Source organism: Polynucleobacter corsicus, assembly GCF_018688255.1.
In the GTDB taxonomy this organism is placed as follows: domain Bacteria; phylum Pseudomonadota; class Gammaproteobacteria; order Burkholderiales; family Burkholderiaceae; genus Polynucleobacter; species Polynucleobacter corsicus.
The window spans coordinates 2000842-2022510 of record NZ_CP061314.1 but is presented as its reverse complement, the minus strand read 5'-3'; the positions used below and the strand labels follow the sequence as shown (position 1 = coordinate 2022510).

Sequence of the window (21669 nt, the reverse complement as noted above, 5' to 3'; positions counted from 1 at the left end):
AGTGTTTTATGGTGCTGGCAGAAAGTATGTTGAGTAGCGTAAAAATAATTTACGCCCATTTCAGCATAGCCTCTCGTCCCCACTCATACCAAAATAAAAATACATATAAAAACTGCCAAAAACCCACGCTTTTTGCGTCAAAACACATATTTCACATTTAATAGTTATTGGGGGGTATTAGATTAAAACTGGTGGGGGTTAGGTTCTGCGTGGCGTTTGAAAACTGCGCTACAGATTTTTAGTGAGTAGCTTTGAAAATCTGTTGCTGTGCTTTAGCTACAGTCTGCCTATCCTTCTCAGCCTTATAAGCCTTCTTAGCATTTTCTTTGTTGCGCTTTAGGCTATACAGGCGATATTGCTGTGGGTTCATTGGCTTGATAGGCTTGATTGTGGGGGTGTGGGCAAATTCATAAAAGCGCATACAAGTATTTAACCCAGCCCCCACTAAAGCACTACTCATACTTCCGTATAGTTCAGCACATTACCAGCTCCATACTGCGCCTCACCTAATTGCTTTGCCGTATACGCATTGTCCGCAAACACAATCGTATTGGCTGTTTGCGTTTGATTGATGCGTACCCATAGCCTGTATTGCTTCATTTGCCAAATCCTTTGCGTAGCGCATTGCTTGCTTCTTCAATTTGACTATCAAGCTCACCAGCTTCCACTGCTGACTTAATGGCAGTTAATGCTTTAACTAAGTCTTCTGCGCTTTCTACTTGAACACTGGGTTTGCCTTTCGCCAACTCCAAAGTGCGTGTGCCGTATTTCACAGAAAAGCAAACCTTGCCTGTGTCTGCTACAAACCACCACGCTTTAATGCGTTTGGGAATTTCTACTTGTTTGCGTAAGCCCGTTTCAATATCTTTAACCGAGCGAAACTTCATTACTACAAACGGCTTGCCATCAATTTGACTTTGCGCCAAATTGATTTGCTCCCATAACTTGTTAGACAGCTTATTACGGCGATGCTGTAGTGCTGGTATATGGGTTGGCTTTTTTACTGCTACCAACTTCAAAGTGCTTAATGTGCTCATGCTATTTCTCCTATAAGTTAATGAACACACTTAATTTATTGCCAGAGTTTTTAACTGGACAAGAGGCTTACGGACAAAGCCCCATTCTTACCAAATAAAAAGCCAGATTCTTATTTCTATTCTTATCACTTGTATAAATAAATTAGACAAATAGAACAGAAGAAAGCTCTATATGCCAACAATTACTACCGATAACGAGTAGCGACACTCAGTTGTTATGTCGCCCTAAAACTGGACTAAGAGTCACAGGGATGGAATTTCTGTGCGGTAGCAGAGACTTGTATTCACTATCCTTAACAGGACGCTATTAGCTTTGCTAACTAATTGAATCAAGTATATGAACAGCACAAAGACGACAGCCTATAGGGCTGTGAGCGTCACGAGAAAGCCCTGCTTACACAGCAACTTTCAAACAAGATAAAGGTAGCCACTTATTGCTTTTGTCATTGTTGCGTTTTAAGCCGCACATAAAAGGAGATAGCGAAACCGCCCTTACCAATTGGTTGTGCTTATAGTGGTGTAGTAAAGAACTCATCAAAAGAACTTTTCTATAACTGAGCCTGTTGCTTAAGGCTCAGTGTAGGTTGAATCTATCAAAAGTTCATTAAGCATTAACTCAGCTTAATATTTTATTAGTATAGTTAGAGAAGAAAAGGTGATGAGCGCAAGCGAAATCACAGGCGAATGTATTTCGCCTATCAATGTAATAACTTATTTGATTTCTCAACTTAATAGGAATTTACAATGCCTAAGTTCAAAGCGAAACAAGATCTATATCAAACTGTTATTCAATCATTTTGGGAAGAGTTTGATACAGAAGATCAAGATCAATGGGAAGCACTTAAATCTCGTGTAGAACAAAGTAGTGGTGAAGATTTGGAGGAATATCCTGACGAAGCACCATCAGACCCAAGTGTTTGGTTTGAACTTTATAAGATGCTTTATCACATTGAATATGAAAACTATGAAGATGATGATTGGTTCAGTGATCGCAAAGGCACCACAGAACATGTCTATCAATTAGAAGATGGCAACGGAGATGTAATAGATTCGGCTTAATAGGGTGTGGTTAGATTAAATCACCAGTGGCTAAGATCTACGCACCCCTTAAAAACTGCGCTACAAAAATTTACAGCTACTACCTGAAATTTTGCGTGGCATATATCTACATATATTCTTCTACATCCAATATCACAGGGCGATCCTTACTACGCATTACATTGAAAGCAATTACAAGGGTTTTCTGTTCATTAAGTATTTGAAATAACAAATCTAAGCGTTCGCTCTGATTGGCGTTTAATTCAGAACCATTCAATTGGCGCTGAACTTGATATAGCCGATGAAAGAAGCTTTCGGTGAATCCAAATTCTTTCCACTTATCTAAAAGAATTATTTGTAGTTCATCTAACTTCTTTTTATCTTCTTCCGTAAAACCCAAACGCTTACTTTTTAATATTGTGTCTGAATTTGAAAATAAGGAATCTTGTAAAGATAGAAATATGTCCTCTAACTGCTTGATAGCGTCAATATCTTCGTCGCTTAAATCTAAAAGGACTGAGCTTGTGAAATTGACAATATTTTCAGCCTTCTCTCTTAATTCAGCGTTATCACTCTGAAAATTAAAGTCAGCTTCTGTCAAATACATATCACTCATATAGTCCTTTAGCGTTGGTTTTATAAGCGTAGCACAGCAATACATCAAATCAACGCTACAAAGCAAAATTCCGACTAAGTTAATACCCAAGCTACAGAACGCTTAAATAAAAGCGTATAGGGCTTGCTATAGGTGTGGCTTATTGACTACGGCGTAATAAGAAAATTACTAAATTCTTATAACGAGCTACTTTGACTGCGTAAGTCATTGATTTATGGAAGATCTTTTTCTGCCATTTTTCGGTAGGAATTTTGCTAATAAGAAAACATACTAATAACAATAAATTCTTTTATGGAGCAAGAAAATGGCACAAGCAAAAACATTAAATCAATCAGAAATAGATATGGTATTGCGCTACATCAGCACAAAACAGAAATACAGCATTAGAAACAGGGCGATGCTACTGACAAGCTGTTGGAGTGGGATGCGAGTTGGGGAGATTGCCGCACTAAGAATATGCGATGTGCGAAATGAAGATGGAACGATTAAAAGCGAGATACGCTTATCTGCCAGTCAAACGAAGGGCAACAAAGGAAGGGTGGTGTTTGTAAATGAAAAGCTACGAACTGAATTAGCTACTTACTTAAAGCATTACTCACCTAAAGACACATCACTGCCTTTGTTTGCTACAGAAAAGTCAAATGGGTTTTCTGCTAACACGCTGACACAATGGTTCTTTTGGCTCTATCGCAAAGCAGGTATTAAAGCCTCATCACATAGCGGACGCAGGACTTTCGCAACGAACTTAGCAAGCAATGGTGTGGGTATTAAGGTACTACAGCACTTAATGGGACATAAGGACATACAGACAACTTCCATCTATATTTTTGCGTCGGACGATATGATGCGTAAGGCTGTTGAGTTGGTATAAAAAAAGCCCGCCTAAGTTAATAAGCGGGCTTAAAAGTTAAGCGTCAAAAAAATCTACGCTTGATTATTGCTGTAGTGTGTTGTCATTCCATGCTTCAATAATTTCATCTAAAGCACGATAGTAGGCACGATTATCATAATCGTTCTCATACACTGTTTCCAACACATCACGCAAGACACTGTCTTCTAAATCAACTCCTTCACTGCGTAATATGTGCTGTGCGCGAGGGAAGAAACGATCAGGTGGCGCAGGCAATACTTCAACTACTTCAGCTCTGCTAAGCAAGCCTTTATCTATCTTATCAACTTCATTTGTTGTGAAGATAAACAGTTCTCGCTCAGCCATATCATCCAAGCACACTCGTAATGCGCCCTTTGCTTTAGGATCAAAATTAACCTCCTCTACTACGGTGTAGTTGTGTTTTTGTCCATTAGTTGTAAAGAACTTATCAAATTGAACAGAGCGAAAAAACTTTTTACGCACATCATTAGCATTGTTTAATTCTTCTGCGTTGATGTAATTAACTTTTACATCTGCGCCATCTAATGCCTTTGGAATTAAGTCTGCCAATAAACTCTTGCCAGTCCCATATGCTCCATATAGCACCAATGGTAATAATGACTTACCCTGCGTATAGCGTTTGATTTGTGTCTCCAATTTAGGTGTAGCAAAAACAAACTCATCTATAGTCTGAGGGCGATACTTGAAATTACTATTCATATCAGTTATCCTTTGTTTGTGGGCTGAGTGCGCCAACACCCAGCCCAAGTTTCAAAACACTTTTGTAAGTTAAGCCGCTAACAATTCGCCTACTGTTTCAGTGGGCGTTTTGCTTTTTGCGGCAGACTTTGCGGTAGCAAGTGCTGTGTCCTTGCGCTTAGCATTAGCATGCTTCTTAGTAATTGCCTGCTGATTACTAATAAACAAGGCTAATTGCTGTTTAGCCCACTTAGCCATGCCCGCTGAATATGCTGGCACAGCACCAAGCGCCTTAATGTTGCCTTGCTTGTCAGCCTTACCAATTACAAATACAAACTCTTTGTCATAGGTAGTAGCTACAACACTATTAGGAACCTTAAATGTTGCTAATGGGTTTTCAGCTAAGCTAGCTAATGTGTCATCTACTAAAGCTAGATTGTTAGCAATAACAGTTTCCTTTGCCACAACCTTCTCTGATTTAGTAAAACGCTTCTTACATTGCTCTACACCGCCACAGTCCTCTACAAACTGCGCTAACTGCTTAGCATTAATGCCTTGCTGTAAAGCCGCCTGTAAAGTTCTGCTGTAGTTCATACTGCGTTGTCTATCAGTGCGGAATACATAGCGCACAAATAGTGTTAATGCCAGCGTATTAGTCTGAACACGCACTTTACTTGCTTCTAACTTAGCCTTCATTTGCTTAACAGTTTCAGACAAAGTTGTTTTGCTAATACTTGCTTGTTCATACATTTCTAACACTTGCGCCAAAATTTCATACAAACGCTGATTACTGCGTGCGTATTCATTTTGTTCAAAGTTTTCACGCTGTTTTACTAAAGCATCCGCTTTCTCAATGATTGATTGTGCGGACAATGCTGTTTTACTGCTTACTGATTTAGCCATGTTTATCTCCTTAAGAAATGGCGTTGATTAAAAGCGTGCTTGCTAAATTGCTTACACACTGACTACTGCTAAGCGTCAAAAAAATTGACGCTTGCTTACTGCTACTACAAAAATTTGCTAATTGTTAAAGAGGGATGAACTGTGTTGCTTTGTTCAATCTATGTATCTATTGTAAGATTTATTAACATGAATTATTATGATGAGATAATTTATCTATACTTGTTAATATTAAATGGCTAATTTAGGACGAAAACCTCTCCCACGCCTTATGTCATTGGAGGCAAGCTATGAACAGACTGGAATTTCAGTTAAACCTGATTTGCGATATGACTTGGTTTGTGACTACCTAAAAGCAAGTCCCAGCTATGAAGCTGTAATGCGTAAATTAGCTAAGCAAAAATCACCCTACCCATTACCAAAAGACTTTAAGGATGTAGCGCAAGTTGTAAGTGACTTTGGTCCAATCTACAAAATGCGGGAAGCAGACTGGTGGGGTGAGATAGGCATGCGGTTATATGGGATAAGTGCGCCATTACCAAAAGTCAATGTTGTAGGCGTTTTAGATTCAACTAAAAAGCAATTAATAAATGAATGGGCGGGAGTTAATTCAGTAGTGGCTGAATTACCTCTTAATCTAACTCTTCCGCAAGCACTTAAACAACTACGCAAGCAATTAGAGGGTTATGGATTTTCAGCAGATCTGCCAAAACAAGTAGCGCCCTTATACCAACTGTCAAATAGTAAATTGCGCATTGATACATTACAGAATGGATTAACCGCATTACGCTTATATAAGAAGGATGTGCCACTTTGGAAAATTGGCAATCACCTAAGACTTATCCCAGCACAGTCATTTATTGAGTCAGAGGCGGGCGACATATTAGAGGCTGAATTAGCAGATAGAAAAGAATTGCTTAGCATTGCCGCAAGCAGATTGATTCGCTGTGCGTCATTAGTTGCTGAGAATGCGGCAAGAGGAAGATTCCCATCCGATAAGAACTTTACTGAAGCAATAACAACCCCTTATAAGCGTAAAGCTGGGCGACCAACAGGAACAAAGAAGAGTAAGTAAAAAATAAGCGTAAAAAATATTTACGCTAAAAGACAATATAATTAAAAAATAAATCACTATGAATAAAACACGCAAACCATCCAAATCAAACAAAAATAAACTTAAGTTTATTGATCTGTTCGCAGGAATTGGCGGCTTCCACATCGCATTTCATAATGAAGGGAGTGAATGCGTATTTGCGTCTGAGAAAGATCCTTTCGCCCGCAAGACTTATAAAGAAAACTTTAAGTCCATCTCGCCTAACTTGTTTAGCGAAGATATGTTTGATAGTCCCTTATTTAATGACGACATTACAAATATTGATCCTGATGATATTCCTGATCATGACATTCTTTGTGCGGGATTTCCTTGTCAGCCTTTCTCACAGGCTGGACATAAAAAGGGATTTAATGAAGAACATGAGTCACGGGGTAATATGTTTTTTCACATTAGAGACATATTAAAAACTAAGAGACCCAAAGCATTTTTTTTGGAAAATGTAAGGCACCTACAAAATCACGACACTGGCAGAACATTTGATGTAATTAAGCAAATACTACAAGTAGAACTTGAGTATGACATTCACTACAAGGTCGTGAAAGCTTCTGACTACGGGCTACCACAGCATAGACCGAGAATTTTTATTATTGGTTTCCGCAAAGAAGATGATTACAAAGAGCCATTTCAATTTCCTGACAAAAAAGAATTGAAATTTAATATGTCTGATGTTTGGGGTGGTGAATGTTCTCGGGAGATTGGCTTTACTCTTCGGGTTGGAGGAAAAGGCTCAGGCATAGATGATAGAAGAAATTGGGATGCTTACTTAGTGGATGGACAAGTAAAGAGGTTGGGCGTTGAACAAGGGAAGAAGATGATGGGATTCCCTGATGATTTTCAATTTCCTGTTGCCAAAGGTCAGGCAATGAAACAGCTTGGTAATAGTGTTGCCGTTGATGCGATACAAGAAGTTGCTAAATCAATTATCAAATATATTAAAAGTTCTAAAAATTAATAGTTTGATGTATCCTGCCTTTTATGAGCAGGATACAAAACTTAACAATGAATCGTGGTGAATGGAGTGAGGCGTATGCGCTTCTTGCTCTGATTGGTAATGCCAATTTTATTTTGTCCGACAAATCTTTAGCCGACCAAAATACCAGTCAATATAAAGTTCATTCAATCCTTATACCCACAGATGCTCCCAATAAATTTGTTAGCTTAGCTGTTCAAAATGATTCTGTTATTGCTAACTATGATGGGCAAAACAACAGCATTCCAATTGGTGATGTAAAAGGTATTGCTACAAGCCTTTTCCAACAGATCCAAACTTCCACATCAACAACCTTTAGCTTTAATCAGCTTGATAGTCTGTGGAATGACTTTTTTAATCCTCAAATAAAAGCAACTCGCTCTGAAAAAAGTGATATTAAGCTAGAGATCTATGACTCAGCCAGTCAAACCAAAGCCATAAAAGGCTTTAGCATCAAAAGTAATTTAGGTGGCGCAACTTCTTTATTAAACGCCTCACAATCCACTAATTTTTTATATGAAGCACCCTCTAAAATTAGCATAGCCGACCCGACACCTAAAAATTTAGGCAGACTTGTTAAGTCATTGCCACTGAAGCATCTCGGCTCTGTTAATCAAACATACAAGCAAAACTTACAAAGGGTGGATCAAAATTTAGAAATTCTTATTAGTCGCTTACTTGTTGAATACTATGGAGCCAGCAATAGGGAAAAATATATAAAAGATTTATTGGCGATTGTGGCGAATAAAAACCCTTTCAATTTCACCAATACAAGTGACTACCAAAAGATCATTTCTAAATTTTTGACAGCTACAGCATTTGGTATGGTGCCACGAGATCTTTGGAATGGATCCTTATCGGCGAACGGTGGAATGATCGTAGTTAAGGCTGATGGCAAATTAGCTAGTTTTTATTTAGACGATACCCAATCCAACACCAACCTTAATGACTATCTTTTTGAGCATAGCTTCTTTGATACGGCAAGCACAACACGGCATGACTTCGGAAAGGTTTTTGATGATAAGTTTTTCAAATTTAACTTGTTAATAAGACTTTAGCTAAGTGGCAAGCGTAAAAAAAATTTACGCTTAAGCCAATCTATCCGCCGCCATTGTCGCCGTTAGCTTGCTGTAATGTTTTTCAAGCATCCCAACACTTGTTCCCATTTGCTTTGCTAGTGTATGTACATCCATGCCGCCATCAGTAAGTGCTAGGGTGGCATAGGTATGGCGCAGGCTGTATTGTGTTCTGTTCTGTCCTGTAGCCGCATCTTTAAGTAAGCCACTTGCTTTCATTAGCCAATTAAATGTTGTGTGAAAGCTCTTTGGACGATCGCCGTCAGATAGCTTAAACAAATAAACATCATGCTTCTCTGCTAGCACCATGTCCAATGTTTTGCCATTAAATATTGGCTCTCTACTTATTAATCTCTCTAATGCTTCTTGTACTTTGTGCTTAGCAATTAGGTGGCGTGCGCCTGTTTTTCCGCTTACCCATATACGCAGGTACCGTTTTGCTGTGTTGCTGTCTATGTACCACTCTATGTGCTTCCATTTAATGTGTAGGCTCTCTTTGCCACAGCGCATACCTGTACCAATCAATAACTCTATGTAGTCTCTACTCAACAAGCGCATTTCTTTTGCGCGAGCACTGTGCCCACCTTTACTGTAGCTATCTAAAAAATCTAACAAGTAATCAATCTCTGCTCGCGTGAAGCCTGGTCGCGCCTTACCTTTCTCTCCACGCCTACTCATTTGTGCTGTAGGTAAGTTTTCGCTCAACCATCCACGCTGTATTGCTGTGTCTATCACTCGTCTGTATGCGCTTGCGTGAGTTGCTAATGTACTCGCTAACGGAATGCGTTTCATTAGTTCATTGCGCCACACTTCATATTGACGCATTACTTCTGCGTCTATATTTTCTATATAGTAGTTTTCAAAAAACGGAATAAGATATTTGTTTATTGCTCTTGTGTAGTCGCTGTTAGTCATTGGCTTTATGCCAGCGTCTATTTCTGTTCTTATATCTTGTAAACAAACTTTAGCGATAGCACCAAACTTGCGACGAGTGAACGACAATCCTAAACGCTCTCTAAATCTCGCCTCGTCATATATGTCGCCTGCTGTTCGTATTGCGTAGTCTATGTTGTGATGCTTTGTGCTTACCCTGCGCCACTCCTTGTCATATAGCCTGTAGCGCATCTGCCATACGCTACTGTTTTCACGCTTGTACAGCACTACCTCTCCGTCGCGCAAGTACACAATGTTGTCATTTTGTAAGGTGGTGAGGCTGTTGCTACTTGTACCTTGTGCTTTAACTAACTGTGTAAACGGACGACGCATTTTTATAGCGTAGTGTCAGCACAGTACAAGGACAACCTGATTTTTGGTGTGCTACAACTGCTAACAGCAATATTTTGGTAGGTTTTGTGTGCTTGTAGGGTGTGGTTTAAGTAAACGCAGGGTTTTTACAGTGGGACAAAATGGACACAGTGAAAACTATTTTGTATAGCGTGCATACAGCAGAAAGGCTGATAACTACAAGGTGGAAACGCACAGTAGAGGATTTTTTAACAGCTTTAAGAACAGTTTGCGTATAATAGCAGTCTTGGCCTGGTAGCTCAGTCGGTAGAGCAGAGGATTGAAAATCCTTGTGTCGGTGGTTCGATTCCGCCCCGGGCCACCAAGAATCTCTATAGCCCACTTGTTGGGCTATTTTTATTTCTAGTGCTTAATGGTGCTTAGACCTTGCGCCTAGCATGTTTAGTCAAATCCCATAGATTTAATCCGTCAATCAGGATTCAGCCACTCTGGTTCTAGACTGGGATATCAGGGTCATCAAATGTCCTTTTAAAGGACATGTCAATTAAACATCCCTGTGTCAGTCAATGTCGTTTAAAACGACAAAACAATCCCATCAGGGAGTATTCTGAACAATTATAAATTTTGGTGGAATCCTTTGTATTTTTCAGTAAAAGGAAAATTTATCGTTTCACTACTATTTTCCTTAAGTTGGATGGGATTTTCTTTTTGGCATTCCCAGCCCTGGTATTCAGACCTGAGCAATGAAATAGGAACATTCCTCGCTTATTTCGTCATTACATTTGTAGCTATTGTTCCAGGCTTTATGAATGCTTTTGTGGCCATGGCTCTTCTACTAGATCGCCGCCCAAAAGTGATACTTGATCAGCATTACCCTCCGGTCACTATATTAATCGCCGCCTATAACGAGGGGGCATCAATAGCTTCATCTCTGTCAGGAATTTTTCTACAGGATTACCCAGCAGATATTCGCATCATTGTGATTAATGATGGCTCTAGTGATAAGACTGTCGATTCTGTTAAAGCATTACAGTTGGCTCATCCCAATTTAGAGCTCATTGATTTAGGGCGTAACGGTGGCAAAGCGTCCGCTCTCAATCATGGTTTGGCAAAATGTACGACGGATATTATTATTTCAATCGATGCTGATAGCTATATATTGAAAGATGGCGTCCGTCACTTAGTTGGTCGATACCTCTCCGATCCAATCAATACCAAAGCAGTTGCTGGAGAAATTCTCATTCGCAATTCAAGAGAAAACTGGGTTACCAAGGCGCAGGAGTGGGATTACTTTTTAGGTATTGCGACTATCAAGCGAATTCAGTCTTTATTCCAAGGTACTTTAGTTGCCCAAGGCGCATTCTCTTTGTATGACCGTAAAACAGTTTTGGAATTGGGCGGTTGGCCAGAGATGGTCGGTGAAGATATCGTACTGACTTGGAGAATTTTGTCAGCAGGCTATAGAGTGGGACATGCTGAGGATGCTTTGGCTTTTACGGATTGCCCCAATACTTTAAGTAAATTCATACACCAAAGAAGGCGTTGGTCACGGGGATTGATAGAAGCTTTTAAGGACAACCCCACGATTCTTGTTAAGCCAAGATTTTCAACACTATACATTTGGTGGAATACATTGTTTCCACTAATGGATATTGCTTTTACTTTTGGATTTATCCCTGGACTAATCCTGGCTTGTTTTGGCATCTATTGGATAGCAGGCCCCATGACGCTATCACTATTGCCGATGGCTTTTTTACTCAATTGGCAAATGTATTTAAAGGGCAAGGCGATGTTTAATGCTGAGCATTTAACGGTCCGGGCAAATATGTTGGGCTTCTTATCCTATGTTTTTGCCTATGGCTTAGTGCTTCAGCCCGCTTGTGTTTATGGATATTTTTCTGAGCTGTTAAATCTTCGTAAATCTTGGGGAACGAAATGAAAAGAATAGTTCAGATTTTTCTAATGATCTCCATACTGTTTAGTTCTCATGCGAATGCCGAAGAAGAGACAGAGCAAACAAAGCAGGCTATTTCAGTGCCGAATGTGTATTTCAGCTCCGATAGCGAAGGGTTTTCTACATACAAATACAAGGCAGGCTACCTACCTTTGTACGAGCATGGTGAAAAATATACAGGCATTACCTATCAGCACAATTACTTTACGCAAGGCGGCTGGAGCTCAACAGGTGAGCAATATACGTTAATGACAAAGGCAATTAATCCGCGAACAGCTCTAGGCTATAACCTCAATATTGGTTACAACACTGAGAATAGCCATCAATTAGTTACAACTGATAGTAATTATGGATTTCGCGTAACAGACTCTACAAAAGCTGAAGTGATTGTTAATCGAGATAGAGTGGAGACGCAAAACTCCTTAAACAATGGAATCTATTACACGCTTGGCGGAGTGAGCATTGAGCAACAAGTTCTTGAGCGTTTAACTGCGATATTGATGGGTGCCAATATGTATTTCTCTGACACTAATACAAGGCCAATAGTGAGGGCAAAGCTCATTTACGACCTAGTGCCAGACTACGGGCTAACGGCGCAACTGCGTTATCGCCAATTTAGGGATACCAATACCAATGTTGCTAATAACTATTTCAACCCATCAACCTATAACGAAACGATGATTGCGTTTGGGGCAAGAAAAAGAATGGCGGGTTGGATGCTCAGTGGCACAGCAGGTGTTGGGCGGCAAACAGTCAATCAAGATCCAAGTACCACTACACAACTTTATGAGTTCGCGGCAACCAGTCCGGTAGCATCAAATGACTATTACTTTAAGACTCGTGCTGGTTATGGAAAGTCTGCTGGGTTTTTAGGCCCCAATTACTTTTATCGCTATGTGATGGAAGAATTAATCATTCCTTTTTAATATCATGCCCTCTTAAGGGGGGGTAGAGGCGCTCCAAAAGGCAACACGATTTCGCCCTTCATTTTTAGCTTGATACATTGCTAAGTCAGCTTTATTCATGAGTTCATTGAGCACTATTCCACGCGCAATTCTATGGTTTTCATTTGGCTCAAAAATCGTCACCCCAATACTAATGGTGATTTTTACTGGTATTGGGGCGCTCGTATCATTTATCGCGTTAGCAATATGTTTACGCAAACGCTCGGCAATTTGAGCGGCTCCCTCGGCTTCTGTTTCTGGCAAAAGAATTAGAAATTCTTCTCCACCAATTCGTCCAACTGAATCGATAGAGCGAAGGGCTTCTTGGGAGTGCCTTACTAAATTAATTAAGACTTCATCGCCAACATGATGACCAAGCAGATCGTTTACATTTTTAAAATGGTCAATGTCCATTTCTAAAAGCGCAAAGGAATGTTTATTTCTGCGTGATCGATCAATTTCTTCAGAGGCTCGATAAAGAATTTCAGTGCGACTTAAGCTGTTGGTGAGGGGGTCAAATTGAGCAAGAGTTTCAAGTGTCAGTTGTTTATCGTCAGACTTGAGGAGTAATTTTCTAAGACCAAGCACTCCAAGTAATAAAAAACCAGAAATTGGTAGAGATAAGAGGGCGTCTATTAAATCATAATGATCGGTTTCGAATATATGAAGAATGGGATTCATTCTTCGCCCAATCATCATTGCCAAGCCTATAGCGAGTAAAAGCCAAGGAAAACGATATACTTTTGCTGAATATCGAAATAACGAAAGACTAATTAATGATGCGACAACCTGGCAAAGTAAAGACAAGCTGTAAAGGCTAATTGCTATGTACAAAATATTCCTCGCATCTAAAAGATAGATTGATTCAATTAAGCTCTTAAATAGACTAAAAGTCTATAACCATCAGAATTAATGGGTATACACTGAAATCAAGAGGATGGTGGATTTATTGATTTCACCAAATATATTGATGACAAACGATTTAAACAAAGAACAGTTAGCCAAACAATCAGAGCTACGCTATAGGCGATTATTTGAGACCGCTCAAGATGGTATCTTGATACTTGATTTTCAAACGGGAGTCATTCAAGACGCTAATCCATTCATTACTAACCTACTGGGCTTTACAAGAGATGAGCTCATCGGTAAAGAGTTGTGGGAAATTGGCGCGATGGTAGATAAAGCCGCGGCTTTAACAGCCTTTACCGTGCTCAAAGACAAGGGCTACATACGCTATGAAGATCTCCCATTAAAACGAAAAGATGAAGAGATTATTAATGTAGAGTTTATCAGCAATGCCTATGGCGTTAATGGCGACCGCGTTATTCAATGTAATATTCGCGACATCTCAGATAGAAAAAAGCTAGAAAAGGAGTTGCTCGAGTATCAGCACTCAGTCAACATTTCTATGAACGAAATGGTTGACACTTTAGCCAATGTCATTGTTGCTCGCGATCCATATACGGGCGGACATCAAAAGCGCGTGGCAAATTTGGCTGTGGCAATTGCCACGGAAATGAATTTGCCCATACATACCATTGAAGGTGTTCGTATGGCCGCCTTAGTTCACGATATTGGCAAAATTTCTATTTCCGCAGAAATTCTCACAAAGCCCATCGCCCTAAGCAACTTTGAGGTCGCCATGCTTAGGAATCATGTTCAAGCTGGCTATGACATGCTCAAACATATTCACTTTCCTTGGAATATTGCTCAAGCAGTTCTTCAGCATCATGAGCGTTTGGATGGCAGTGGCTACCCCAACGCAATTAAAGGCGATATTGTCTGTGAGGAGGCTCGTATTCTGGGTGTGGCAGACACAGTAGAGGCAATGTCATCTGATCGCCCTTACAGAAAAGGTAAAGGTATAGATGCCGCATTAGAAGAAATCGCTATGGGTAGTGACAAGCTATTTGATGCTGATGTCGTTAACGCTTGCTTAAAAGTATTTAAAGTTGATGGGTATACATTCCCACCGCTAATTTAAGAACGCCAGTTGAAATGTCGTTTTAAACGACATTCATAGACACTATGGTGATTGACTGGTAGGGTATGGCGACACAATCTGTACACACGGAAAAATAGTCCCTCGCAAGATTCTGATTTCATTGCCAAATTTGACCGGCACAAGGACGCACAATTTTTAGACAAGTCGAGACTGGTCACTCAAGCCCTTGAAATTAAAGCGAAAGCGGTCTATCGGAGGATATTTGAAAATCCTTGTGTCGGTGGTTCGATTCCGCCCCGGGCCACCAAGAAATACCGGTCCGTACCGGGTCCGTACCGGACACATGCTTTACGTCCGGTACCGACCACATAGTTTACAGTTGCCGTTCACATCCCCCCATCATGAACTGTCCTTTAAAAGGACGCTTTATTTATTGGGGATTTGTCATCCCTGTGTCGGTCCTGCGTCTATTTAAGCGACTGTCATCTAGGGCCGGTGCTTGCGATGTCGTTTTAAACGACAAATATTTCAAGTGTTTACCCTTTATATACTCCATCACCAACTGTAATCAGTTAGTATGATTCCAACAGACCTCTGAGCTGACTTGGCATCTTGCCAAACCTACCGACCTAGATTTCGAACATAGTTCAATTCTTGGGGTGTCAGTGAATTCCACCATCATTAATGGCATCAAAGCAATTTGTAGCTCAATTTCAATAACAATATTGATTGGGGGTTGCACTACTCCCGTCACTCCAGACTTTACAGAGATGTCGGCACGCTACGCTATCATTTTGGAGCAGTACCAATTAAATAGCATCCTGATTAATATCATCCGCGCATCCAATGAGCGCCCTTTAAGTTTTCTAGATATTCCCAGCATCAATGGATCTGGAAATGTAAGTTTTAATACAGGATTAGGTCCATCAATGAATGGTTTCATTGGAGGACTTGCGGGCGGCCCTCTTGGCATAAGCTCACTTAGCCCGACTCTTGCACCATCCTTTGGTAATAGTTTTAACTTTTCCCAGTCCTCACTTGATAATGCCACTTTTCTGCAAGGATTTTTATCTCAAATCCCTATTGGAACTGCCAAGTTTTTTATTTCCGATAACATCCCAAGAGAGGTAATGTTTAGTCTAGTAGTTGCTTCAATTGAAATTAAGCAAGCTGATGGTAAATCTACTCGGTATATAAACAATCCGCTTTTACCAGAATATCCCGCCTTCCAAGCCGAGCTTTATAAGTTGCTAAGTTACGGCTTGACTGTTGATCAGGTCAAAGAGGGGCCAAAGAAAAATAGTTCTCCTGCATTAGGTAGAACAGCAAACTATTCACAACCTAACATGCCATCGTCTTATCAAAGTCCAGGTGGGTATGGCGGGTATGGTGGATCATCCGGTGCTTATGGTGGAATGTACGGCCAAATGCAACTGCAACCTCAATTTAAGATTTGCGTTGATGAGAACAAATTTGCCAACTTTGTTAAAGAAGAATTTAGCTCTGACATTTTTTGCAAAGCAAGTCTAAACGCCCCTAAAAATAAGAGCTCTAAATCTGAACTAATCTTAACCATTCGATCACCCAATACAGTCTTCGAATATCTTGGACAGGTAGTATCCGCCCAGAATCAAGAAAACCCCTTCATTGTTACATTGCCTCCATCAGCAACTACTCAAGCTCGAAAAATCGGCCAAGAAAATCAATATGCCTTATTGATTGTCAGAAAAAATGACTCAAGTAATAAAAATTTTGCAAGAGTAAAAAATATTGATGACGATGTTCATAGTATTCCAGCAAACGATAACGGCTATTCGCCAATGGTCTTGAAGATTATTTCGCAATTACTAAGCCTTAATAAAGTCCCTGGCAGTATCCCAGTATCACCAGGAATTCTCTTGCGTTAATGTCCAGCATGCTTTTTGCCAGACAGTATGACTTCACTCTGAAGTACAGCCTCCAAAGAGAGGGAGATTAAGTTTGTTCTTATCACCAACGGATATTTAAATAATTAAAAGGAACTGCCATGTTATTTCTTAGAGTATCGGTTTTTACTTTCTTCACACTTCTTGCATTTCAGACAAATGCTCAGCCATATCGAATGATTCCTGGCAATTGGTCTAATTCATGTCAAGCATCAGCTATGGAGGGGACAACTATGGTAGCGTCTTGTCAGAATGGGCGAGGCCAATGGGTAGCGGCAAGACTTACAAATGCCACCCAATGTACGAATATCTCTGCACAAAACGGTCAATTGGTTTGCTCTGGGGGGCCGCCTCCTTCAGTAGGAACGTCAGGAGCGGGCGTATACAACACAGGCTTAACTGGGCGTGCTTTAGAAAGATTTAACTATTGCATGAATTCTGGAATGGAAAATGGGCGGGGCTATGGAAACCCAACTGTACTTTGTGAGCAATGGGCTCAGTAACATTCCAAGGTAAATCCAAAAGCTCGATTTGAGTACAACGAAATTAAAAAGAGCTTGGATCAGGCATCCTCGGCCCTAGTTCGATTCCGCCCCGGGCCACCAAGAATCTCTATAGCCCACTTGTTGGGCTATTTTCTTTTGGGTCTTGGCAGGGTTAGACGCCATTAGAGCGGGATATCCCCATCATGAAGCGTCCTTTAAAAGGACGCTTCAATTATTCATCCTTGTGCTGGTAATGTCGTTTAAAACGATATCACTAATTAAAGCTCAGTGAGGCTATGAGTTTAATCACCCAATTGTCACTATTAGCCGTGACACCTTTACCAATACCAAAGTTAAACGATGACTTGCCATGTTTGGCATCCATGACCAGATAGGCAGTATGGGGCTGTTGAGAGATGTTGTATAAACTTTTATTAGGCAGGTTATCTCCGTAGTACTCCATACCAACATCAACGGCATGCGTTAGCTCATAAGCCACTTTAGCAGACGGCGAAAATGTAGCTGAGCTATTTTTATTTAATGTCACATCAACGCTTGGGTTGATGGTAAATCTCCAGTCTTGAAGTTGAAGTGCCAAGATAGGAGTTAATTCATAAAAGGTAGTTTCTGTGCCGCCTACATCTTTGATGTAATTAATCTCATTCTTCACCCCGTAGTGCCATAAGCCCTCCTCATCATGAGTTGGAATATACATATGACTTATCTTGCCACCGTTAACATAGCTCACGCCGTTGTAGTTGCTCAAGTAGATGTTGGCACCAATCTCACTTTTTTCAGTAATACCATAGCTATACTCAAGCCTAGTTTGAAAGACATTTGACTTTAGGCCTTGGGACGCCGGAGCTTGAAATAAGTTTGTTTCTACTTCAAAAGCAGATTCTTGATATTCTGCAATGAGTTCGTCGTGAACCTTAATCTCAAAAGGTGCCGCAAATACAATGCTACTCAAGCAAAGCAAATAAGGCGCTAACTTGAGGGGCTTAAGTGAACATCGCAAAAGAGACATGTCGGCACTATAAAGGATCAATGCGATTACATTTCAATGTGGGCTCTTAATCCATAGAAATTGACTGGCCCACGATCTGTGTTGTATCCAGGATTTGCGATACGCTGATAGTCGGCAGATAGCGACAGACTCTTATAAACATTCCAGCTGTAGAAAGTTTCAAAGATTTGTTCTTTCTTATAGTTGAGTCTGCCATCGCCAATGAACATCGTTACACCACCTTTTTGTAGGTAGCTAATTTGTTGTGATGAGATTCCATTGAGTGCCGCACCAATTCCAATAGTGTCTTGTGGTCTTCCCCAACCAGCACCTTTAATGGATAGGCCGCCAGATAATGAATTGCTGATATCTGTAAATGCTTGCGTTTCAGTTTGGCCATTATTCCAACTCCACCTTCCAAAGGCGCCAATATTTTCTGTAATTGCTTGCTCGCCATTTAATGCGTAGCCCCATTTAGTTTGATACCCATATCGTGTGCTTAAGATGTCTGGAGTGGTATTGCTCTGTTGGCCAAAATTCATCGCATTGTTATAGGTAGACATGATTCCGCGATTTTGAAAGACTAGAACTCGAGCCTTACCAGCTTGTCCATTAATCGTATGAAGGTGAGTTATCTCGGCTGTATTGCCGTACTGCTGTGTGAGGTCATAGTCTAGGGCTAATGAATTTGGTGACTTGGGCATAGCCAATCGAGCTAGGCGCATCACCCATTCTTCATCATGGTAATACTCGCCTACAAAGCCATAGGTGTAGCCACGAGAGTTGGCGGCATAGTCATAAGCACCGCTGGCCATGAGCGACCAGTTTAAAAACTGTGTGCGAGGATCATGGCTATAGGCATTGGCATCAAAGAAATCTAATGCCGAGAATGTTCCGTATGTCACTACAAGGCGACGTTTATCTACATTACCTGCTAACTGATTAGCAACACCTTCGATATGCTCTTGTCCGCCACCAAAGCCAAAGGTCTGGCGTAAAAACATTCTTGCCATGTAATAGATTGGTGGAATTGCCGTTCCTTTTTGTAGCTCACCATTACTAAAACCACCCAATCCGCTGAGACCGGAAAAGGGAATGCCTTCAAACATCTCAGGGTTGATATAGGCTTCAGCACCCTCCCATAGCCTCGTTCCTAAAAATGCTGTGGCTGAGAAGGTATAGCTTTTAGAGATATCGCCATCAGATTTATTTAAAAGACTCTTAGATCCGTAATAGGGAGAATTAAAGTTATTTTTAAATTGATTGATGTAGGTTGCTTGCCCATGAACACTCCATTGCTCTGATGCACTTTCGAGAGCGACTGGACTGTCGATGGTGGGAGCGCTACTGACGGGTGACTCAGCTAAAACGATTGGGGTATCGCTTACGGGGGACTCGGCATAGACAGGCAAAGATAGCCCAACCAAGCAAAGGGAGCTAACTAGGCTGAAAAAGGCTGTGTGGTTGGTGCTAAATGAGAAAAACATCTTAAATGCCAAATATGCTTAATGAGAATTGTTCTCATCTTAGCATATAATTGAGAATGAATCTCAATTGGAGAGATTGGGATTCTATGTCGTTTAAAACGACATTCATAGACACTATGGTGATTGACTGGTAGGGTATGGCGACACAATCTGTACACACGGAAAAATAGTCCCTCGCAAGATTCTGATTTCATTGCCAAATTTGACCGGCACAAGGACGCACAATTTTTAGACAAGTCGAGACTGGTCACTCAAGCCTTTGAAATTAAAGCGAAAGCGGTCTATCGGAGGATATTTGAAAATCCTTGTGTCGGTGGTTCGATTCCGCCCCGGGCCACCAAGAACCACGGGTCGTACACCTATAGCCCACTTGTTGGGCTATTTTCTTTTGGGTTGGACCCCTTAGTGACCTCCACCCTCAAATCGGTCAGCTCTGAGCTAGAAAATCAGGCGATGTGGTTGAACTACAAAAGGACTTTGCAAACATCGCTGGCGGGAGATCCCCTAGTGATGAATGCGGTCTAAAACAATTGTAATCCTGTCTCCAGTTTTCAAGCTTTTCCTGTGCGTCTTCCAGCGACATAAACCAATGAACGTTCAGGCATTCGTCTCGTAAGCTACCGTTGAAGGATTCAATAAAGGCATTGTCAGTGGGTTTTCCTGGCCTTGAAAAATCTAAGATGACTTGGTTGTCATAAGCCCAGCGATCGAGTGCAATGGAAATAAATTCCGGCCCATTGTCTGCTTGAATCCACAAAGGTTTACCTCTTTGCAAAACAATATGCCCTAGTAAATATGCGACATCATCACCTCGAATATTTTGCGCGGGATAGATCGCCAAGCACTCACGGGTGTGGTTATCTATCAAAGTTAAGGCTCGAAACTTATTGCCGTTAAATAAGGCGTCCGATACGAAGTCCATACTCCATGCTTGATTAGGACCTGTCAGAATGGGCCTCTCCATACGACTGGCTGCTGCCTTGCGACGCCTAGGCCGCTTGCACCGAAGGTTCAAGCCTTCTTCACGATATAGGCGATACAGCCGCTTGTGATTGACCACCCAACCATCCCTACGAATTAGAATGTACATCCGCCTAAATCCATATCGAATACGGGTTCGGGCAATCTCTTGCAACCTTGCCTTCAGAGGAACATCGAATGGCTTGCCTTTGGGTTTGTGATACCAGGTTGAGCGTGCTTGCTGGCATACTGCGCAAGCGCGCTGCACACTCACTCGGTATTGCTTAATGAGATGGCCGACCAGCAGCTTACGCTGCGCCGGCCTTAAAGCTTTTTTCGCAGAACATCCTGCAGCATGGCTTTATCCAGACTCAGATCAGCCACCAACTGCTTGAGCTTGCGGTTCTCTTCTTCGAGTTGCTTTAAGCGTCTGAGCTCAGAAATACCCAGGCCACTATATTTTTTCTTCCAGTTGTAGAAAGTAGCTTGGCCGATACCGATCTTACGACAGACCTCATCAACCGAAGTACCGGTATCGACTTGATGCAATGCAAAACTAATCTGCTCTTCTGTGAACTTTGACCTCTTCATGGCGCACCCCTCCTTAGGGATAATATCGCCGATTTTTTCTAATTTAGGGTGTCCAATTTATTGGGAGGAGGTCATTAGTCTCAGATATCCCCATCATGGACCGTCCTTTAAAAGGACACTTCAATTATTCATCCTTGTGCTGGTAATGTCGTTTAAAACGACAAATTCAATATACTTTTAAAATTCATAAATGAAATGGATTTTTCCTGTAGCCCTAGTTTTGCTCCTTTCCCAGGTCTACGCACAAGAAAACTCAAATCCCTATGATGTTCACGTGAGCACTAGGGCAATTGATGGCCGCATTCAGATAGATGCTTCCTACACTGTGCCAATAAATATCTGTAGCGCTTTTGCTTTCATTACTGCTTATGAGGGCGCAAAAAATATACCCGGAATACTGGAATCAAAAGTGATCTCTAGGTTTGGTAATAAGGTGAGGGTGTATAGAGTCATCGAAGAACAAATTCTATTTTTTCTAATTGAGCTCAAATCTACTATTGAATACACCGAGGTACCAAATCGTTTGGTGGCTTTTGAGCAAATTAGCGGCGATACCAAGTACTACAAAGGTAGCTGGAAACTTCTCCCAGACAAAGATTCAACTATCTTTAGGTATGAGGCTTTAGTTGAGCCTCATACCCTTATTCCCTCGAGCATCATTGAGTACTTTATGAAAAACAACCTTAGGGAGCGTTTTGAATTCATGGCTCAAAAGGCCAGAGAAAGTAGAGCATCTATGGCAATAGCCTGTAAATAACGTAAACCAATCCAAGGCTCCTGGTCGATTTCGCCGTGGACCATTAAGA

The 21669-nt window shown here is 41.0% G+C and carries 22 protein-coding genes and 1 tRNA gene; 12 read left to right on the top strand and 11 right to left on the bottom strand.

Annotated elements, in window-relative coordinates; translation table 11 throughout:
* Positions 1 to 238: 238 nt before the first annotated feature.
* Genes C2747_RS10440 through C2747_RS10430 form a run of 3 tightly spaced genes read right to left on the bottom strand, consistent with a single transcriptional unit; the run spans position 239 to position 1037 of the window.
* Positions 239 to 460 carry a hypothetical protein gene (locus tag C2747_RS10440; RefSeq protein ID WP_215331726.1) on the bottom strand — a complete coding sequence of 74 codons (222 nt, stop codon included), beginning with the start codon at positions 458 to 460 and terminating at the stop codon, positions 239 to 241.
* Positions 457 to 600: a hypothetical protein gene (locus C2747_RS10435; protein WP_215331725.1), complete on the bottom strand. Its 144-nt coding sequence runs from the start codon at positions 598 to 600 to the stop codon at positions 457 to 459. The genes C2747_RS10440 and C2747_RS10435 overlap by 4 nt, the downstream gene beginning before the upstream one ends.
* Complete coding sequence (locus tag C2747_RS10430) at positions 597 to 1037, bottom strand: DUF6641 family protein (protein ID WP_215331724.1); 441 nt, start codon at positions 1035 to 1037, stop codon at positions 597 to 599. Before C2747_RS10430 ends, C2747_RS10435 begins: the two co-directional genes overlap by 4 nt.
* A 744-nt stretch (positions 1038 to 1781) precedes the next feature.
* On the opposite strand from C2747_RS10430, the gene C2747_RS10425 reads away from it, so the two are divergent.
* The gene (locus tag C2747_RS10425) at positions 1782 to 2096 is read left to right on the top strand and encodes a hypothetical protein (protein ID WP_215331723.1); all 315 of its coding nucleotides are present in this window, start codon (positions 1782 to 1784) and stop codon (positions 2094 to 2096) included.
* Positions 2097 to 2202: 106 nt separating this feature from the next.
* Here C2747_RS10425 and C2747_RS10420 read toward each other — a convergent pair whose 3' ends face one another.
* Complete coding sequence (locus C2747_RS10420; protein WP_215331722.1) at positions 2203 to 2691, bottom strand: hypothetical protein; 489 nt, start codon at positions 2689 to 2691, stop codon at positions 2203 to 2205.
* A gap of 304 nt (positions 2692 to 2995) precedes the next feature.
* Between C2747_RS10420 and C2747_RS10415 the strand changes: the two genes are divergently transcribed.
* Positions 2996 to 3562, top strand: coding sequence for a tyrosine-type recombinase/integrase (locus tag C2747_RS10415; RefSeq protein ID WP_215331721.1), 567 nt, complete (start codon positions 2996 to 2998; stop codon positions 3560 to 3562).
* 63 nt (positions 3563 to 3625) lie between these two features.
* Here C2747_RS10415 and C2747_RS10410 read toward each other — a convergent pair whose 3' ends face one another.
* Positions 3626 to 4282 (bottom strand): AAA family ATPase, encoded by a 657-nt coding sequence (locus C2747_RS10410; RefSeq protein ID WP_215331720.1) that lies wholly within the window; start codon positions 4280 to 4282, stop codon positions 3626 to 3628.
* A gap of 69 nt (positions 4283 to 4351) precedes the next feature.
* On the bottom strand, positions 4352 to 5164 hold the full coding sequence (locus C2747_RS10405) for a hypothetical protein (protein WP_215331719.1): 813 nt from the start codon (positions 5162 to 5164) through the stop codon (positions 4352 to 4354).
* Positions 5165 to 5396: 232 nt separating this feature from the next.
* Between C2747_RS10405 and C2747_RS10400 the strand changes: the two genes are divergently transcribed.
* From C2747_RS10400 to C2747_RS10390, 3 genes are read left to right on the top strand one after another with little or no spacing between them, the layout of a single operon-like run.
* Entirely contained in the window at positions 5397 to 6236 is an 840-nt protein-coding gene (locus tag C2747_RS10400) for a hypothetical protein (RefSeq protein ID WP_215331718.1), read from the top strand.
* A 58-nt stretch (positions 6237 to 6294) separates the two neighbouring features.
* Entirely contained in the window at positions 6295 to 7227 is a 933-nt protein-coding gene (locus C2747_RS10395; RefSeq protein ID WP_215331717.1) for a DNA cytosine methyltransferase, read from the top strand.
* A gap of 47 nt (positions 7228 to 7274) precedes the next feature.
* A complete protein-coding gene (locus C2747_RS10390; RefSeq protein ID WP_215331716.1) occupies positions 7275 to 8303 on the top strand; it encodes an HpaII family restriction endonuclease in 1029 nt (342 codons plus the stop codon).
* Positions 8304 to 8333: 30 nt separating this feature from the next.
* Here C2747_RS10390 and C2747_RS10385 read toward each other — a convergent pair whose 3' ends face one another.
* Positions 8334 to 9587 (bottom strand): tyrosine-type recombinase/integrase, encoded by a 1254-nt coding sequence (locus C2747_RS10385; protein ID WP_215331715.1) that lies wholly within the window; start codon positions 9585 to 9587, stop codon positions 8334 to 8336.
* Between the two features lie 267 nt (positions 9588 to 9854).
* On the opposite strand from C2747_RS10385, the gene C2747_RS10380 reads away from it, so the two are divergent.
* From C2747_RS10380 to C2747_RS10370, 3 genes are all read left to right on the top strand, one after another.
* Positions 9855 to 9930: transfer RNA gene (locus tag C2747_RS10380), tRNA-Phe, on the top strand.
* Between the two features lie 330 nt (positions 9931 to 10260).
* On the top strand, positions 10261 to 11505 hold the full coding sequence (locus C2747_RS10375; protein WP_215331714.1) for a glycosyltransferase family 2 protein: 1245 nt from the start codon (positions 10261 to 10263) through the stop codon (positions 11503 to 11505).
* Positions 11502 to 12446 (top strand): hypothetical protein, encoded by a 945-nt coding sequence (locus C2747_RS10370; RefSeq protein ID WP_215331713.1) that lies wholly within the window; start codon positions 11502 to 11504, stop codon positions 12444 to 12446. The genes C2747_RS10375 and C2747_RS10370 overlap by 4 nt, the downstream gene beginning before the upstream one ends.
* Positions 12447 to 12458: 12 nt before the next feature.
* On the opposite strand, the gene C2747_RS10365 is transcribed toward C2747_RS10370, so the two are convergent.
* The gene (locus C2747_RS10365) at positions 12459 to 13145 is read right to left on the bottom strand and encodes a GGDEF domain-containing protein (RefSeq protein ID WP_215331712.1); all 687 of its coding nucleotides are present in this window, start codon (positions 13143 to 13145) and stop codon (positions 12459 to 12461) included.
* 289 nt (positions 13146 to 13434) lie between these two features.
* Between C2747_RS10365 and C2747_RS10360 the strand changes: the two genes are divergently transcribed.
* The 3 genes from C2747_RS10360 (at position 13435) to C2747_RS10350 (ending at position 16837) form a co-directional block, all read left to right on the top strand.
* Positions 13435 to 14448: an HD domain-containing phosphohydrolase gene (locus tag C2747_RS10360; RefSeq protein WP_215331711.1), complete on the top strand. Its 1014-nt coding sequence runs from the start codon at positions 13435 to 13437 to the stop codon at positions 14446 to 14448.
* A 626-nt stretch (positions 14449 to 15074) separates the two neighbouring features.
* Positions 15075 to 16316, top strand: a complete 1242-nt coding sequence (locus C2747_RS10355) for a hypothetical protein (RefSeq protein ID WP_215331710.1) — start codon at positions 15075 to 15077, stop codon at positions 16314 to 16316.
* A 119-nt stretch (positions 16317 to 16435) separates the two neighbouring features.
* On the top strand, positions 16436 to 16837 hold the full coding sequence (locus C2747_RS10350) for a CVNH domain-containing protein (RefSeq protein ID WP_215331709.1): 402 nt from the start codon (positions 16436 to 16438) through the stop codon (positions 16835 to 16837).
* Between the two features lie 256 nt (positions 16838 to 17093).
* Here C2747_RS10350 and C2747_RS10345 read toward each other — a convergent pair whose 3' ends face one another.
* The 3 genes from C2747_RS10345 to C2747_RS10335 all read right to left on the bottom strand — a co-directional run bounded on the left by C2747_RS10345 (position 17094) and on the right by C2747_RS10335 (position 20863).
* Positions 17094 to 17789, bottom strand: a complete 696-nt coding sequence (locus C2747_RS10345) for a hypothetical protein (RefSeq protein ID WP_215331708.1) — start codon at positions 17787 to 17789, stop codon at positions 17094 to 17096.
* Positions 17790 to 17872: 83 nt separating this feature from the next.
* Entirely contained in the window at positions 17873 to 19237 is a 1365-nt protein-coding gene (locus tag C2747_RS10340) for a carbohydrate porin (RefSeq protein ID WP_251374763.1), read from the bottom strand.
* Between the two features lie 502 nt (positions 19238 to 19739).
* Positions 19740 to 20863 (bottom strand): IS3 family transposase gene (locus C2747_RS10335; protein ID WP_215331707.1). Its coding sequence is split into 2 segments (ribosomal slippage): positions 19740 to 20602 and positions 20602 to 20863, totalling 1125 coding nucleotides; the frame shifts between segments, so codons are not numbered across the junction.
* 190 nt (positions 20864 to 21053) lie between these two features.
* On the opposite strand from C2747_RS10335, the gene C2747_RS10330 reads away from it, so the two are divergent.
* Positions 21054 to 21620, top strand: coding sequence for an SRPBCC family protein (locus C2747_RS10330; RefSeq protein ID WP_215331706.1), 567 nt, complete (start codon positions 21054 to 21056; stop codon positions 21618 to 21620).
* Positions 21621 to 21669 lie beyond the last annotated feature (49 nt).

Coding starts and splice junctions, on each gene's coding strand:
- C2747_RS10440 (WP_215331726.1), bottom strand. CDS start 460: ATGAGTAGTGCTTTAGTGGGGGCTGGGTTAAATACTTGTATGCGCTTT.
- C2747_RS10435 (WP_215331725.1), bottom strand. CDS start 600: ATGAAGCAATACAGGCTATGGGTACGCATCAATCAAACGCAAACAGCC.
- C2747_RS10430 (WP_215331724.1), bottom strand. CDS start 1,037: ATGAGCACATTAAGCACTTTGAAGTTGGTAGCAGTAAAAAAGCCAACC.
- C2747_RS10425 (WP_215331723.1), top strand. CDS start 1,782: ATGCCTAAGTTCAAAGCGAAACAAGATCTATATCAAACTGTTATTCAA.
- C2747_RS10420 (WP_215331722.1), bottom strand. CDS start 2,691: ATGAGTGATATGTATTTGACAGAAGCTGACTTTAATTTTCAGAGTGAT.
- C2747_RS10415 (WP_215331721.1), top strand. CDS start 2,996: ATGGCACAAGCAAAAACATTAAATCAATCAGAAATAGATATGGTATTG.
- C2747_RS10410 (WP_215331720.1), bottom strand. CDS start 4,282: ATGAATAGTAATTTCAAGTATCGCCCTCAGACTATAGATGAGTTTGTT.
- C2747_RS10405 (WP_215331719.1), bottom strand. CDS start 5,164: ATGGCTAAATCAGTAAGCAGTAAAACAGCATTGTCCGCACAATCAATC.
- C2747_RS10400 (WP_215331718.1), top strand. CDS start 5,397: ATGGCTAATTTAGGACGAAAACCTCTCCCACGCCTTATGTCATTGGAG.
- C2747_RS10395 (WP_215331717.1), top strand. CDS start 6,295: ATGAATAAAACACGCAAACCATCCAAATCAAACAAAAATAAACTTAAG.
- C2747_RS10390 (WP_215331716.1), top strand. CDS start 7,275: ATGAATCGTGGTGAATGGAGTGAGGCGTATGCGCTTCTTGCTCTGATT.
- C2747_RS10385 (WP_215331715.1), bottom strand. CDS start 9,587: ATGCGTCGTCCGTTTACACAGTTAGTTAAAGCACAAGGTACAAGTAGC.
- C2747_RS10375 (WP_215331714.1), top strand. CDS start 10,261: ATGGGATTTTCTTTTTGGCATTCCCAGCCCTGGTATTCAGACCTGAGC.
- C2747_RS10370 (WP_215331713.1), top strand. CDS start 11,502: ATGAAAAGAATAGTTCAGATTTTTCTAATGATCTCCATACTGTTTAGT.
- C2747_RS10365 (WP_215331712.1), bottom strand. CDS start 13,145: ATGAATCCCATTCTTCATATATTCGAAACCGATCATTATGATTTAATA.
- C2747_RS10360 (WP_215331711.1), top strand. CDS start 13,435: ATGACAAACGATTTAAACAAAGAACAGTTAGCCAAACAATCAGAGCTA.
- C2747_RS10350 (WP_215331709.1), top strand. CDS start 16,436: ATGTTATTTCTTAGAGTATCGGTTTTTACTTTCTTCACACTTCTTGCA.
- C2747_RS10330 (WP_215331706.1), top strand. CDS start 21,054: ATGAAATGGATTTTTCCTGTAGCCCTAGTTTTGCTCCTTTCCCAGGTC.